We start from the raw sequence: 13,675 nt of genomic DNA, 5'->3' as shown, positions 1-13,675 counted from the left end.
AGGTTGTATGGAAAATCGGCGGTGCTCTGCCTGAATTTGTGAAACTGAGGGGAAAACTTGGTTCACAAACTGTTTCCATGATTTTGACCCTGCTCAAATAGACAAATTGCTCTTGAAAGCGGTAGTCTGGACCGATAGGGGCTTTTTCTTATGAATACGGCGTACGCAAAATATCACCTCGGCCAAGTGGTCCGGCACCGCAAACATCCGTTTCGCGGCGTGGTGTTTGATGTGGACCCAGAGTTCTCCAATACCGAAGAGTGGTACGATGCGATTCCCGAAGACAGCCGTCCTCGGAAAGAACAGCCATTCTATCATTTGCTCGCAGAGAATGATCAAAGTTACTACGTCGCGTATGTGTCCGAACAGAACCTGATCGCCGACTATTCCGGCGAGCCAGTGGACCACCCAGACATAAGCGATCTGTTTGGCCCCTTCGAAGATGGCCAATACCCGCTGCATTTCAACCTGAACTGAACGGCGCGCTAGTAACCGAGCGCGCAACCGTCCTTTCGAGGGTCCGAGCCACCTTCTAGGATACCCGTGTCATGCATGAAAATCGCCTGAGCGCCGCCTATTGCGCTAGGTGGTGCGACGATCTCGTGGCCCATATCCGCAAGTTGTCTGGCGGTGCTTTCAGGGAAAGTGTTTTCCAGCTGGAGTTGACCCTCGTAAGCGAACGCCCTCGGGCTGTCGATTGCGGTTTGAATATCCATACCAAAGTCCATCAGGTTGGTGATCAACCGCGCATGGCCGTTGGCCTGATATTGTCCACCCATAACACCAAATGGCATCACCGGCACATTGGATTTGGCTAACATGCCCGGAATAATCGTATGCATTGGGCGTTTACCAGCGCCATATTCATTTGGATGACCCTGTTTCAGCGTAAAGCCAGAACCACGATTGTGCAGGAGTATTCCGAATTTATCGCTGGCAATGCCTGCGCCAAAGGTGTGGAAGATCGAATAGATGAGCGAGACAGACATGCGATCTTTGTCCACGACGGTGATATAGATCGTGTCTTTGTGTACGGCTTCCGAGAGTTGCGTCGCGTTCGCCATCGCTTTCTTAGGATCAATCAGGTCTGCCAGTTGAGACGCGGTATCATTCGATAGCATGTATTCGAGTTTGGCCATGTGATCTGGATCGGCCAAGAACCGATTGCGTGCATCATAACCAAGCTTAACCGCTTCGGCTTCGATATGGGTCCGTTCAACACCGAAGGGATCCATGCTCGCGAGATCAAAATTTGAAAGAATGTTGAGGATCAAGCCTGCCGTCGCACCTTGCCCGTTCGGTGGATGTTCGATCAAATCGACGTCCTTGTAGGCACTTTGAATTGGATCCGTCTCAAACGCATTGGCATCTGCGAAATCTTCGAGCTGGTGCACACCGCCGAATTGCGCCAGCGTTGCCTGCATGTCTTCGGCGACTTCACCTTCGTAAAACGCGCTCGCACCTGATTTGGCGATGCGGCGCAGAACCTCTGCCTGTTCTGGTGAACGAAAGATATCACCGGTTTTTAGCGGCTGGCCGTCTTTTAGATAAAACCGGCGCGCGCTCCCTTTTAGGTTCTCCGCACCGCTGACCCAATCGGCCGCGACTCGTGGCGCAACAGGAACTCCTTCCTCTGCGTAATGAATCGCGGGCGCGAGCAAAGCGTCTATCCCAAGCTTTCCCCACCGTTCAGACATTTTGCAAAACGCATCGACCGCAGTCGGTATTGTGACCGATTCCGGGCCCGTTATTGGAACATCACTTAAACCCTGCTCACGTAGGTCTTCCGCTTTGGCAGCGCGAGGCGCGTGACCGCTGCCATTCATTGCCAAGACTTTGTTGGTCCCGGCGGGCGACACCAAAGCGAAGCAATCGCCTCCAATGCTCGTCATTTGTGGTTCGCAGATACCTAGCAAAACAGCACCGGCGATGGCCGCATCCATAGCGTTTCCACCGCGCTTCAAGACGTCGATCGCGGTTTGCGCGGCCAATGGGTGTGATGTGGCACACATGCCATTTGTCGCGAATACAGCTGATCGTCCGGGTTTATGAAAATCCCGCATTATGCTCCCCCAAGTTTTGAGGGATGGTATCTTTGCCTATCGGAAAATCAATGGGTTAGTCGTCAGATGTCTTGGGAATTGTAAAGCTCACCAAATTGATGGGTTCAATGCGCACGTAGTTTAAGCTGGTCGTGAGGGTGCGAACCAAGGACCACCCCCAGCCGCCTTCAGGCAAATCAACAACTTTACATCCAATTTCGGGCAAAACGCCGAGCGGAGGCACGCCGCCGGGCATCGCAGCCCCATTGTCTTTGCAGGTCACATGTAAGGCCTCGGGTGCGATTTCGCATTGGAGGTCGAACCAACCATCATCTTGGTTTTCTTGAGCGTGTTTGATCACGTTGTTGAGAATTTCAGCGATTACAATTTCCGAGGACGCAATATCCGACGGGTCGAAACACGCCTCGGTCAAAGATTGCCTGAGGTAAGTCATCGCTGCACGCACGTCTAATAAGTTGGCGCCTGCCGCGCTACGAAACCCAATCTTTGATCTGTTAAGTGCCGAAGAGTGGGCGGGCATTGGTGTCAAACCTCTTCGTCCTCAAAAGCCAACTCCAAATCGGCATGAATCGAAAAGATTGTATCCATTCGCGTGAGCTCAAATACTTTTGCAACGGTTACAGTCAGGCCGGCCAGTTCTAGTGTTTTTCCCTGTGGTAGCTGTTTCATAGCACCGACGATTGCGCCCAGTCCGCTTGAGTCGACAAACTCGACATGACTCAGATCCAAAATGATGCGACTTGGGCCAACCAAGGTTGCCTGCCGCATCACATCCTTAAATTGAAGTGCGATGGCCGCATCAATTCTGTTCTCTCGCACAGTGAGAACGTTTGTGCCGCAGCGTAACGCGCTTTCCAGATCCATGATTGGCTTCCCTTAATTGCGTGGAATTGCAGGTTAAATGGAAAGTCTTACGATTCTCTGAGCGGAATTAAGCGTTCTCTTAGGTAGTTCTACGGGATAGCTTAAGGCGGGTCCAAGCTCGATTAATCGAAACGAGACTTGCTTCAAGCTACTCAAAAATATGAGCTTTCGGTTTTGAAGGCGAGGGAGGAACACATGAAATCAGTTGTTATCGCCGGTGCGGCACGCACACCAATGGGTGGGTTTCAAGGAGATTTCGAGGGCGTAAGCGCCGCTGATCTCGGGGGGGCAGCGATTAAGGGCGCACTGACCGACGCCAAAACCGACACGGTGGACGAAGTGCTTATGGGCTGTGTTTTGCCGGCTGGACAAGGCCAGGCACCAGCGCGGCAGGCCGGTTTTGCGGGTGGTTTGGGGAAAGAGGTGCCTGCAACCACGCTGAACAAAATGTGCGGCTCAGGCATGAAAGCCGCCATGATGAGCTTTGACCAAATCGCGTTGGGCCACGCCGATGTCATGATTGCTGGCGGCATGGAAAGCATGACAAACGCCCCATATGTCTTGCCTAAAATGCGCGGTGGCGCCCGCATTGGTCATCAACACGTCATCGACCACATGTTCCTTGATGGTCTGGAAGACGCCTATGACAAGGGCCGCCTCATGGGCACCTTTGCAGAAGATTGCGCTGAGAGCTTTCAATTCACGCGAGAAGCGCAGGATGAATATGCGCTGAAATCTTTGTCTAACGCTTTGGAAGCTCAACAATCAGGTGCTTTCGAAGGAGAGATCGCGCCAGTAACCTTGACCACGCGCAAAGGCGAGTTGGTTGTTGCTGAAGACGAACAACCGGCAAAAGCGCGACCTGAGAAAATACCTCATCTCAAACCGGCCTTTCGGAAAGAAGGAACCGTGACGGCGGCCAATTCTTCCTCGATTTCTGACGGTGCTGCTGCTTTGGTTTTGGCGTCCGAAGAGGCTGCGCAGACGCGCGGTCTGAATGTCCGGGCGCGGATTATTGGACACGCCTCCCACGCGCAGGAACCAAACCTCTTTACAACAGCGCCAGTGCCAGCTGCCAAGAAGCTTCTTGATCGGATCGGTTGGTCTAAAGAGGACGTCGACCTTTGGGAAGTGAACGAGGCCTTCGCGGTGGTACCGATGGCTTTCATGCATGAGATGGGGCTTAGCCGAGACATTGTGAATGTGAACGGTGGTGCCTGTGCCCTTGGTCACCCGATTGGCGCGTCAGGCGCACGGATCATGGTGACATTGCTCAACGCTTTGGAAAAACGCGATCTCAAACGAGGTATCGCTGCGATTTGTATCGGCGGCGGCGAGGGGACTGCGATCGCGATTGAGCGTGTTTAGCGCGGTTGACCTTCATGCTCGGAGTTGACGCGCTGCGCGCCGGGGCTAAAAATCGCCTCTGACCAAGCCGGAGCGCGCATATGTCCGTAGACTATTCTGAACTCGCACAATCGATCTCTGCCCTGACAGAGGGGGAGACGGATACTGTCGCGCTGATGGCGACGGTGGCTTGTGAAGTGCATCATGCCGATGTTCGTTTCGACTGGACCGGGTTCTACCGCGTCGTAGAACCTAAGCTGCTGAAAATTGGTCCCTATCAGGGGGGGCACGGATGCCTGGTCATCCCTTTCTCACGTGGTGTATGCGGTGCGGCAGCGGCAAGGCGAGAGGTGCAACTCGTTGATGACGTGGATGCGTTTCCCGGTCACATCGCTTGCTCAAGTTCTACAAAGTCAGAATTGGTGTTGCCTGTCGAGAATGCGCAAGGCGAATTGCTTGGGGTTTTCGACATCGATAGCGACCGTCCCGCGGCATTCACCCAGGAAGATTCGGCGCAAATCGCAATGATTCTCGCCCAAACCTTCCGGGACGCTGGCTGAGCTTTTCCGAAATCTCGAATTTTCGACAGCAAAAATCTAATTTGCGCAAAGCGTTAACCGACCGTGAAAAAACGCTTTGATTTTTCATGACTTTGGGTCACCATGAAATTCTGAGCTGAATTTTCACGAGGTCGCCATGCTGCAAAGCCCGCCATCCTTCTCAAAGTCCCTTGGGGTCGACTTGCGCGCCCTGCGTAAGGCGCGTGGCCTGACGCTAGCAGAGATGGCGGATGAGCTGGGTCGTTCAGTTGGTTGGTTGAGCCAAGTCGAGCGAGACAAGTCTGATCCCTCTATTTCCGACCTACAAGCAATCGCGAAATGTTTGGACGTTCCAATGTCGATGCTCTTTGGTCAAAACGATACGCCAGCAGAAGAGCACGGCTATATCGTTCGTGCGGGATCAAGGCGCCCGATTGGTTCAAAAGAAGAAGGGCTCGTCGAAGAGCTTTTGTCCCCTGACCTGACGGATGACTTTGAGATGGTGCATTCCACCTTCTTGCCCGGCGCGCGCATGGACACACCAAACCAGCGACCAACCCAAGAGGTCGGGTATCTCATTGCTGGCCGCCTCGATCTCACGGTCGGCGATCGCCATTTCACTGTCCTCGCCGGGGACAGTTTCCGCATTCGAGGTGAAGCCTACAAATGGGCAAACCCATACGAAGAACCTGCCGTCGCCATCTGGGTGATTGCGCCGCCAGTCTACTAACCTACGCAAATTGCGAAGGTTGAACCTTTAAACGAAACCAACGGGACATGGTCCCTCAGTCTGAATGAGAGTTAATATGGCTGAATTTCCAACATCGGCACGGGTTGTCATTATCGGTGGTGGGGTCGTCGGTGTCTCGACGCTTTATCACCTGGCGAAAGCTGGCTGGTCCGACTGTGTTCTGATCGAAAAGAACGAGCTGACCGCAGGCTCTACTTGGCACGCAGCCGGGAACACCCCGAACTTTGCCGGTTCCTGGGCGGTGATGAACATGCAGCGTTACTCGCTGGAAATGTACCGCACCCTTGCAGACGACGTGGACTATCCGATCAACTACCACGTTACTGGTGCGATCCGTCTGGCACATACCAAAGACCGCATGCGGGAATTTGAGCGCGTTGCTTCTATGGGCCGTTACCAAGGTCTGCAGATGGACATGCTGGAGCCGCATCAGATCCAAGATTACTACCCGTTCATGGAAACCCATGACCTTGAAGGCGCTTTGTGGGATCCATTGGATGGTGACATCGATCCGGCACAGCTGACCCAAGCGATGGCCAAAGGCGCGCGCGATCTTGGTGCCAACATCCAGCGTTTCTGCCCAGCGACTGGCGTGAGCCGTGATGGCAACGGTTGGATTGTGCACACAGAAAAAGGCGATATCAGCTGTGACTACGTGATGAACGCAGCCGGTTACTACGCCGCACGCGTTGGCGAGTGGTTCAAGCCATACGGCGGCCGTGACGTGCCTTTGACAGTTATGTCTCACCAGTACTTCCTGACCGAAGAGATCCCTGAGATCAAAGAGTGGACCGTGGCGAATGGTGGCGGTCACCTGCCAATGATCCGTGACGTTGACACATCTTACTACCTGCGTCAGGACAACTACGGTCTGAACCTCGGCCCATATGAGCGGAACTGTAAAGCGCACTGGATCACTGAAGATGATCCAATGCCACACGACTTCTCGTTCCAGCTCTACCCAGACGATCTGGACCGCTTGGAATGGTACATCGAAGACGCGATGGAACGCGTGCCTCTGCTGGGTTCCCAAGGTGTTGGTCGCGTGATTAACGGCCCAATCCCTTACGCACCTGATGGCCTTCCGATGATGGGCCCAATGCCTGGCGTGAAGAATGCCTTTGAAGCGCACAGCTTCACCTTCGGCATCGCGCAGGGTGGTGGCGCTGGTAAAGTCATGGCCGAGTGGATCATGCATGGCGAAACCGAGTGGGACATGTGGGCGGTCGACGGCCGTCGTTACACAGACCACGCGGATGCTGACTTCAGCCTCAAAAAAGCGCTGGAAACCTATGGCCACGAATACGCGATGCACTTCCCGCATCACGAATGGCCTGCGGCACGCGACAAAAAACTGTCTCCAAACCACGAGCGTCTGGTTGCTGATGGCGGCCAAATGGGTGCCTACAATGGTTGGGAACGTGCGAACTGGTTTGCGAAAGACGGTGATGACACCTCTGAGGAAGGCACAGAAACCTGGGCACGCGAAGGTTCCTGGACTGCACGTGTGAAAGAAGAAGTTGAAGCGGTACGTGATGGCGTTGGCGTCATCGATATGTGCGGTTTCTCTCGCTTCACCCTCAAGGGCGAAGGCGCGGCGGAATGGTTGCGCGGCACGGTCGCTGGTGCTCTGCCAAAAGCAGGTCGCATGAACCTGATCTATTTGTCAGACAATCGCGGTCGGATTGTGACCGAGATGTCCTGTATCCGTCACGGCGAAGACGACTTCACCCTGATGACCGCAGCGGTCGCGCAATGGCACGACTTTGACTTGCTGGCGAACAAACTGCCTGAAGGGCTGGAGTTGGTCGACGTTTCCAAAGCCTACACCACAATGTTGGTGACTGGCCCGCAGTCTCGTGATCTTTTGGCGGCTATCTCTGATGCGGATCTGGCGTCCGGTTGGTTGAGCCTTCAGAACGCAACAGTTGCCGGTCATGAAGCCACGCTGACACGCGTCAGCTTCGTTGGCGAACTCGGTTGGGAAGTCCACGTTGCTACTGAGAACGCAGCGGCGGTCTACACAGCAATCCGTGATGGCGGGGCAACACCATTCGGTATGTTTGCTCTGGACTCCATGCGGATCGAGAAAGGCTACCGGACTTGGAAAGGTGACCTGTCCACAGACTACACCATGCTGGAAGGCGGCCTGGAACGGTTCGTGCGTCTGAACAAAGAGCAGGACTTCCCGGGCAAAGCGGCGCTGCAAGCAGAGAAGCAGCAAGGCTCTAAGAAAGGCTTTGTGACACTGGTTGTTGAAGCACCATTCGCGGATGCGCCTTACATGTCTACTGTTTGGAGCGGTGACGAAGTGGTTGGTGAAACCACCTCTGGTAACTTCGGCTACCGGGTCAACAAATCCATCGCGCTGGGCGTTGTGCGCTCTGACCTGACCGAGCCGGGCACTGAGCTTGAGGTCGAGATCTTTGGCGAGCGCTGCAAAGCGGTTGTCCAACCAGATCAGCCTCTGTGGGACCCAGAAAACGAGCGTCTGCGCGCATGAATGGGCTCGGGGAAATCTCTGTCGTCGACATTGTCGTCGCCGATGGATTTGTGCTGACGGAACTCGCGGGCGTGGTGGATACACTGCGCTTGGCGAACCGCGTCAGCGCGCTCCCCGTATTTAAATGGAACTACCGGTCCACCCAAGGTGGGCCGGTTGCCTCAAGCAGTGAGGCGATGGTGATGACGACCCCATTCGAGGATCGTCCTGACGCCACCTATCTCTTCGTGATTGGCAACGCGGACCCCGACTGTGGAGCGCTCTCGCTTCAGCCGGTCATCGACCGCTATACCAACCGCCAAGCGACGGTGTTTTTGCTCGCCGAAGCTGCGAGCCGCTATATCAAAGACAGCGGTGATAAAATTGTCTCCCATACTACCCACTGGGAAAACACCGAGCTCATGCACGAGCGCGGCAGTACGCTGGATACGGGCCACGCCATTGCGGCACAGGACGGCGGTATCGTCACTTGCGCTGGTATGGGGACGACTTACGATGTGACGCTGGCTTTGATCGGTCAGCACGTCTCGCCAGCCACCAAAATGGCCGTTGCGAACATTCTGCTACACGACAAAATCCGCGACTTTTCCACCGCCCAACCATTCTCTGGCGCGAAGGGCACGGTGACCGGCGATCGCGAACTCGATCAATGTATCGAGATTATGCAGGCCAACATTGAGGACCCGCTGCCGATCGGCGAATTGGTCAAAGTGCTGAACCTATCGAACCGATCATTGGAACGAAAATTCCGTCTGCACATGAACACCACGCCTAACCGGTTCTATCGAGAGCTGCGCCTGACAAAAGCCAACAACTTGCTTCTGAACACCACGATGAGCGTGCGGGACGTGGGTCTTGCCTGCGGCTTTAGCAATGGTTTCTCAGGGCTTTACAAGAACTTTTACGGCATCACACCAGCGGTGCTACGTAAGCAACGCAGGGCCGCGCAAAATATCTCGTGATTGTGCATTTTGCGTCAATTCAGTCGTAAATCACACATTCCATTGAGCCGACTCATGGCACCAAGATTCTGAGATTTTAAAGGATCAGCAGTCATGAGCGATATTCCAGCCAAAGCCCGTGTTGTCATCGTTGGTGGTGGTGTCATCGGGTGTTCCGTTGCTTACCACTTGGCCAAGAAAGGATGGACCGATGTGGTCCTGCTTGAACGCAAGCAGTTGACCTCGGGCACCACTTGGCATGCGGCCGGTCTGATCGCGCAGTTGCGCGCAACCAAAAACATGACAAAGCTCGCGAAGTACTCGCAAGAGCTTTACGGTACTTTGGAAGAAGAGACCGGTGTTGCGACAGGTTTTAAACGTAACGGTTCCATCACTGTGGCCCTTACTGAAGAACGCAAAGAAGAGATCTATCGCCAAGCAGCGATGGCGCGTGCGTTTGGTGTTGAGGTTGAAGAAATCTCGAACGAACGCGTTTTAGAGATGTATCCCCACATCAATCTAGATGGCATCAAAGGCGCGGTTTATCTGCCGTTGGATGGCCAAGGGGACCCAGGCAACATCGCACTGGCACTCGCCAAAGGCGCAAAGCAAAATGGCGCCTTGGTGAAAGAACGCACCAAAGTAACTGGCTTCGTCAAGGAAGGCCGCAAAGTCACTGGTGTGGAATGGGAATCCGATGATGGTTCCGCATCCGGCACTATTGAGTGCGACATGGTTGTGAACTGTGGCGGCATGTGGGGACGTGAAGTCGGTAAGATGGCCGGCGTAAACGTGCCTTTGCAGGCCTGTGAACATTTCTACATCGTGACTGAGAACATTGAGGGCATGTCGCAGCTACCAGTGCTGCGTGTCCCTGATGAATACGCCTATTACAAAGAAGATGCTGGCAAAATTCTGTTGGGCGCGTTTGAGCCAGAAGCGAAACCTTGGGCAGTAGATGGCATTCCATCTGACTTTGAGTTCGACCAATTGCCCGAAGACTTCGACCATTTCGAACCGATTTTGGAAATGGCAGTCGAACGTATGCCGATCCTTGCGGAAGCAGGCATTCACACCTTCTTCAATGGTCCTGAATCCTTCACCCCGGACGATGCTTACCACCTCGGTCTTGCACCAGAGATGGACAACGTTTGGGTTGCTGCCGGGTTTAACTCCATCGGTATCCAATCTGCGGGTGGTGCAGGTCTTGCGCTCTCTGAATGGATGACAACCGGTGAGCGTCCGTTTGACTTGGGCGACGTGGATATTGCGCGGATGCAGCCGTTCCAGAACAACGGCAAGTACTTGGAAGAGCGCTCTCGTGAGACGCTGGGTCTGCTTTATAAAGACCACTTCCCGTTCAAACAAAAAGAGACAGCGCGCGGTGTGCGTCGCTCTCCGCTACATCATCACCTGCTGGAAAACGGTGCCGTTATGGGCGAGTTCGCCGGTTGGGAGCGCGCCAACTGGATCGCCGACGCGGGCCAGGAAGCGGAATACAAATACAGCTGGAAGCGCCAGAACTTCTTTGGGAACGTCGCGCAAGAACACAAAGCGATCCGCGAAAATGTCGGCATGTATGACATGTCCTCGTTTGGCAAGATCCGCGTCGAAGGTCCCGACGCGACCGCATACATGAACTATGTTGGTGGTGGTCAGTACGACGTGCCGGTTGGCAAGATCGTCTACACACAATTCCTGAACCGCACCGGTGGGATCGAGGCTGACGTCACAGTTACGCGACTGTCTGAAACCGCCTATCTGGTTGTCACACCGGCGGCGACTCGCCAAGCGGATCAGACTTGGATGATGCGCAACAAAGGCGACTTCAATGTGGTCATCACTGATGTGACACCGGGTGAAGCGGTTCTGGCAGTCATGGGGCCGAACTCTCGGAAGCTGCTGGAAATGGTCTCCCCGAACGATTTCTCCAATGCTGTAAACCCATTCGGTACGGCGCAAGAGATCGAACTGGGCATGGGGCTCGCCCGTGTGCACCGCGTGACCTACGTGGGTGAACTGGGTTGGGAGGTCTACGTGTCCTCTGACATGGCTGGGCACGCCTTTGAAACGCTGTGGGAAGCGGGGCAGGATCTCGACCTCAAGCTGTGCGGCATGCACATGATGGATACGTGCCGGATCGAAAAAGGTTTCCGCCACTTTGGTCACGACATCACCTGCGAAGATCACGTAATCGATGCTGGGTTGGGCTTCGCGGTGAAAACCGACAAGCCGGACTTCATTGGTCGCGACGCCGTTCTTCAACGCAAAGAAACCGGGCCGCAAAACCGTATGCTTCAGTTCAAACTGACAGATTCAGAGCCGCTGCTCTATCACAACGAGCCAATCCTTCGGGATGGTGAGGTCGTCAGCTATCTGACCTCCGGTGCCTATGGTCACCATTTGGGCGGCGCTATTGGTTTGGGTTACGTGCCATGCGCTGGCGAAAAGGCGGCGGATGTTCTGGCATCGACCTACGAGATTGATGTGATGGGCACACGGGTCAAAGCGGAAGCCTCGCTGAAACCCATGTACGATCCGACATCTGAGCGGGTGAAGGCCTAAGCTTTATGACCTCCGCATCGGCCCTTCGGGCCGGTAGCGGTCCATGACCTCGTCTAGCAGGCGGTTGGTGATCTCAGGATTCTCCGCCTGCAGGCAAGGTAGCAGAATGGCTTTATTTGCCCTTTGCTTTGCCCCGCTCGGGTTGTGATTGCGATCGGGCATCACATCGCTGAAGCACTCCACAAAAACCGTTTCCGGAATATTGAGATCAGCTGCGATCTTGTCTGTTGGCCGTTTGCCTCGTTCCAGCGTTTGCGAGGTCGCAACGGATGCGAGGCTTAAAGCTCCCAATAAAAATATAGCTGCGTAGGTCAAATGGCGCATGGCCCTCTCCTTGTGTTTCAAGAGTTGAACGCATCCATCACAAACTTCCGTCGCACCCATCACGAAAAATCATGAACCGGGTTGATGACCCGGAACATATTTCGGTTCTAATGTGTGGGTGAAACGAAACGGATTTCCCCAATGGCAAATCAAGATCAAGACACCCCACGGGGTTTGGTATTGGCGATCACAGCTTATGGGCTGTGGGGTTTCCTACCGCTTTACATGAAGCTAGTGGATCACGTGCCCGCGGCCGAAGTCGTGGCGCATCGGGTGATCTGGTCTGTGCCGATTGCGGGTGCTGTTTTGCTGGTCCTGAGGCGGACCAAAGAGTTGCGACAGGCGATCAAAAACCCGCGAATGTTGGCCATGGCCTGTGTCACGGCTGCGTTGGTGTCTGTGAACTGGGGCATCTATGTCTACGCGATTTCAATTGAGCGGGCGGCTGACGCCGCGCTTGGCTATTATATCAACCCACTCTTCTCGATGTTCCTGGCCGCTATGTTGTTGGGCGAGCGGCCCACAAAGATGCAAATGGTCTCGATCCTAATCGCTGCCGCTGCGGTTCTGGTCTTGTTTGTGGCCGCTCCTGCGCCACCATGGATTCCGCTGGGGCTGACATTTAGCTGGGGGTTTTACGCCTATTGCAAGAAGTCACTTCCTATCGGTCCAAACCAAGGGTTCTTGCTCGAAGTCTTGATCTTATCCGCGCCAGCCACAGCCTATCTGATCTACCTCGCCGCCTCAGGTGAAGGGGTCTTTCTGAGCAATGCGAGAGACACTTGGGTTCTGCTGGCCGCTGGGATCGTCACCGCAATTCCTTTGATGATCTATGCCAATGGTGCAAAGCTGATCCGCCTCTCAACCGCGGGTATCTTGCAATACATCGCGCCGAGCATGATCTTCATTCTCGCAGTCTTCGTGTTCAACGAAGAGCTCGATCAAAGCCGCCTCATCGCGTTCCCCATGATTTGGACCGCTTTGGTGATTTACTCTGTGTCTATGATCCGCGAAATGCGCCGCGCCTAAGCTTGCCCTAAACGATGGGCAGGGGTATGCCCGCGTCATGACTCAAATCACGCCCTACAAACCCCCACAGGGTCCCTTGGACATCCTGCATGAAGATGGCCATGTGATTGCTGTTAACAAACCCAGCGGGCTTCTGTCTGTGCCGGGAAAGGGCGAGCACCTAGCGGATTGTTTACTGTCCCGTGTTCAGGCGGCCTTTCCCGACGCGCTTCTCGTGCATCGTTTGGATCGTGACACTTCAGGAGTGATTGTCTTTGCCCTGACGCCCCATGCGCAGCGTAGCCTGTCCATGCAATTTGAAAAGCGCAGCACCAAGAAGACTTACGTGGCGCGGGTGCAAGGACGCGTGGCGGAAAAGACAGGAACCGTCGACCTCCCACTGATCGTGGATTGGCCCAATCGGCCTTTGCAAAAAGTGTGCCACGAAACCGGGAAACCTGCGGTGACCGATTGGCGGGTTCTGAAAGTTTCAGACGAGAAATCTCGTGTCCGGCTATTCCCGAAAACCGGGCGCAGCCACCAATTGCGCGTCCATATGTTGGCTTTGGGGCATCCGATTTTGGGAGATCCCTTATATGCACCAGAAACGACGGGTGAGCATAAAAGGCTGATGCTGCATTCTGAGGAACTCCGGATCAATCATCCTGAAAGCGGCAAGGGGTTGAGTTTTCGAGCGAAGCCGGAGTTTTGATCCGGCCTTAAATCTTAGGAACAAAAAAGCCCCGCTCAAGAGCGGGGCTTTTCGTTTG

13 protein-coding genes are annotated in these 13,675 nt (G+C 54.6%); 9 read left to right on the top strand and 4 right to left on the bottom strand.

The annotated features are described in order from the left end of the window. Window positions 1-150 precede the first annotated feature (150 nt). Window positions 151-477 carry a heat shock protein HspQ gene (gene hspQ, locus TA5113_RS03965; protein WP_058313404.1) on the top strand — a complete coding sequence of 109 codons (327 nt, stop codon included), beginning with the start codon at window positions 151-153 and terminating at the stop codon, window positions 475-477. 8 nt (window positions 478-485) lie between these two features. Here the strand turns inward: hspQ and ggt are convergent, their stop codons facing one another. Genes ggt through TA5113_RS03950 form a run of 3 tightly spaced genes read right to left on the bottom strand, consistent with a single transcriptional unit; the run spans window position 486 to window position 2,927 of the window. Continuing rightward, a complete protein-coding gene (ggt, locus tag TA5113_RS03960) occupies window positions 486-2,063 on the bottom strand; it encodes a gamma-glutamyltransferase (protein ID WP_058313403.1) in 1,578 nt (525 codons plus the stop codon). A gap of 55 nt (window positions 2,064-2,118) precedes the next feature. Next, window positions 2,119-2,583 carry an ATP-binding protein gene (locus TA5113_RS03955; protein WP_058313402.1) on the bottom strand — a complete coding sequence of 155 codons (465 nt, stop codon included), beginning with the start codon at window positions 2,581-2,583 and terminating at the stop codon, window positions 2,119-2,121. Window positions 2,584-2,588: 5 nt separating this feature from the next. Then, complete coding sequence (locus TA5113_RS03950; RefSeq protein ID WP_058313401.1) at window positions 2,589-2,927, bottom strand: STAS domain-containing protein; 339 nt, start codon at window positions 2,925-2,927, stop codon at window positions 2,589-2,591. A gap of 195 nt (window positions 2,928-3,122) precedes the next feature. Between TA5113_RS03950 and TA5113_RS03945 the strand changes: the two genes are divergently transcribed. From TA5113_RS03945 to TA5113_RS03920, 6 genes are all read left to right on the top strand, one after another. Further along, window positions 3,123-4,295 (top strand): thiolase family protein, encoded by a 1,173-nt coding sequence (locus TA5113_RS03945; protein ID WP_058313400.1) that lies wholly within the window; start codon window positions 3,123-3,125, stop codon window positions 4,293-4,295. An 80-nt stretch (window positions 4,296-4,375) separates the two neighbouring features. Beyond that, window positions 4,376-4,834 (top strand): free L-methionine (R)-S-oxide reductase MsrC, encoded by a 459-nt coding sequence (gene msrC / locus TA5113_RS03940; RefSeq protein ID WP_058313399.1) that lies wholly within the window; start codon window positions 4,376-4,378, stop codon window positions 4,832-4,834. A gap of 136 nt (window positions 4,835-4,970) precedes the next feature. Beyond that, entirely contained in the window at window positions 4,971-5,543 is a 573-nt protein-coding gene (locus tag TA5113_RS03935; RefSeq protein WP_058313398.1) for a helix-turn-helix domain-containing protein, read from the top strand. Window positions 5,544-5,619: 76 nt separating this feature from the next. Next, window positions 5,620-8,067 carry a GcvT family protein gene (locus tag TA5113_RS03930; protein WP_058313397.1) on the top strand — a complete coding sequence of 816 codons (2,448 nt, stop codon included), beginning with the start codon at window positions 5,620-5,622 and terminating at the stop codon, window positions 8,065-8,067. Continuing rightward, the gene (locus TA5113_RS03925; protein WP_058316617.1) at window positions 8,064-9,029 is read left to right on the top strand and encodes a GlxA family transcriptional regulator; all 966 of its coding nucleotides are present in this window, start codon (window positions 8,064-8,066) and stop codon (window positions 9,027-9,029) included. The genes TA5113_RS03930 and TA5113_RS03925 overlap by 4 nt, the downstream gene beginning before the upstream one ends. A gap of 93 nt (window positions 9,030-9,122) precedes the next feature. Next, window positions 9,123-11,573 carry a GcvT family protein gene (locus tag TA5113_RS03920; RefSeq protein WP_058313395.1) on the top strand — a complete coding sequence of 817 codons (2,451 nt, stop codon included), beginning with the start codon at window positions 9,123-9,125 and terminating at the stop codon, window positions 11,571-11,573. Window positions 11,574-11,576: 3 nt separating this feature from the next. Here the strand turns inward: TA5113_RS03920 and TA5113_RS03915 are convergent, their stop codons facing one another. Beyond that, window positions 11,577-11,897, bottom strand: a complete 321-nt coding sequence (locus TA5113_RS03915) for a hypothetical protein (RefSeq protein ID WP_058313765.1) — start codon at window positions 11,895-11,897, stop codon at window positions 11,577-11,579. Window positions 11,898-12,038: 141 nt separating this feature from the next. Between TA5113_RS03915 and rarD the strand changes: the two genes are divergently transcribed. Then, window positions 12,039-12,926, top strand: coding sequence for an EamA family transporter RarD (rarD, locus tag TA5113_RS03910; RefSeq protein WP_058313394.1), 888 nt, complete (start codon window positions 12,039-12,041; stop codon window positions 12,924-12,926). A gap of 37 nt (window positions 12,927-12,963) precedes the next feature. After that, window positions 12,964-13,617 (top strand): RluA family pseudouridine synthase, encoded by a 654-nt coding sequence (locus tag TA5113_RS03905; protein ID WP_058313393.1) that lies wholly within the window; start codon window positions 12,964-12,966, stop codon window positions 13,615-13,617. Window positions 13,618-13,675 lie beyond the last annotated feature (58 nt).

Source organism: Cognatishimia activa (assembly GCF_001458335.1).
GTDB lineage: Bacteria > Pseudomonadota > Alphaproteobacteria > Rhodobacterales > Rhodobacteraceae > Cognatishimia > Cognatishimia activa.
Note: the sequence above shows the minus strand (reverse complement) of the source record. Positions and strands in the feature narration are given on the sequence as shown.

What these genes read in the sequence shown, in the direction of transcription:
- hspQ (WP_058313404.1), top strand. Translation starts at nt 151, where the DNA reads ATGAATACGGCGTACGCAAAATATCACCTCGGCCAAGTGGTCCGGCAC.
- ggt (WP_058313403.1), bottom strand. Translation starts at nt 2,063, where the DNA reads ATGCGGGATTTTCATAAACCCGGACGATCAGCTGTATTCGCGACAAAT.
- TA5113_RS03955 (WP_058313402.1), bottom strand. Translation starts at nt 2,583, where the DNA reads ATGCCCGCCCACTCTTCGGCACTTAACAGATCAAAGATTGGGTTTCGT.
- TA5113_RS03950 (WP_058313401.1), bottom strand. Translation starts at nt 2,927, where the DNA reads ATGGATCTGGAAAGCGCGTTACGCTGCGGCACAAACGTTCTCACTGTG.
- TA5113_RS03945 (WP_058313400.1), top strand. Translation starts at nt 3,123, where the DNA reads ATGAAATCAGTTGTTATCGCCGGTGCGGCACGCACACCAATGGGTGGG.
- msrC (WP_058313399.1), top strand. Translation starts at nt 4,376, where the DNA reads ATGTCCGTAGACTATTCTGAACTCGCACAATCGATCTCTGCCCTGACA.
- TA5113_RS03935 (WP_058313398.1), top strand. Translation starts at nt 4,971, where the DNA reads ATGCTGCAAAGCCCGCCATCCTTCTCAAAGTCCCTTGGGGTCGACTTG.
- TA5113_RS03930 (WP_058313397.1), top strand. Translation starts at nt 5,620, where the DNA reads ATGGCTGAATTTCCAACATCGGCACGGGTTGTCATTATCGGTGGTGGG.
- TA5113_RS03925 (WP_058316617.1), top strand. Translation starts at nt 8,064, where the DNA reads ATGAATGGGCTCGGGGAAATCTCTGTCGTCGACATTGTCGTCGCCGAT.
- TA5113_RS03920 (WP_058313395.1), top strand. Translation starts at nt 9,123, where the DNA reads ATGAGCGATATTCCAGCCAAAGCCCGTGTTGTCATCGTTGGTGGTGGT.
- TA5113_RS03915 (WP_058313765.1), bottom strand. Translation starts at nt 11,897, where the DNA reads ATGCGCCATTTGACCTACGCAGCTATATTTTTATTGGGAGCTTTAAGC.
- rarD (WP_058313394.1), top strand. Translation starts at nt 12,039, where the DNA reads ATGGCAAATCAAGATCAAGACACCCCACGGGGTTTGGTATTGGCGATC.
- TA5113_RS03905 (WP_058313393.1), top strand. Translation starts at nt 12,964, where the DNA reads ATGACTCAAATCACGCCCTACAAACCCCCACAGGGTCCCTTGGACATC.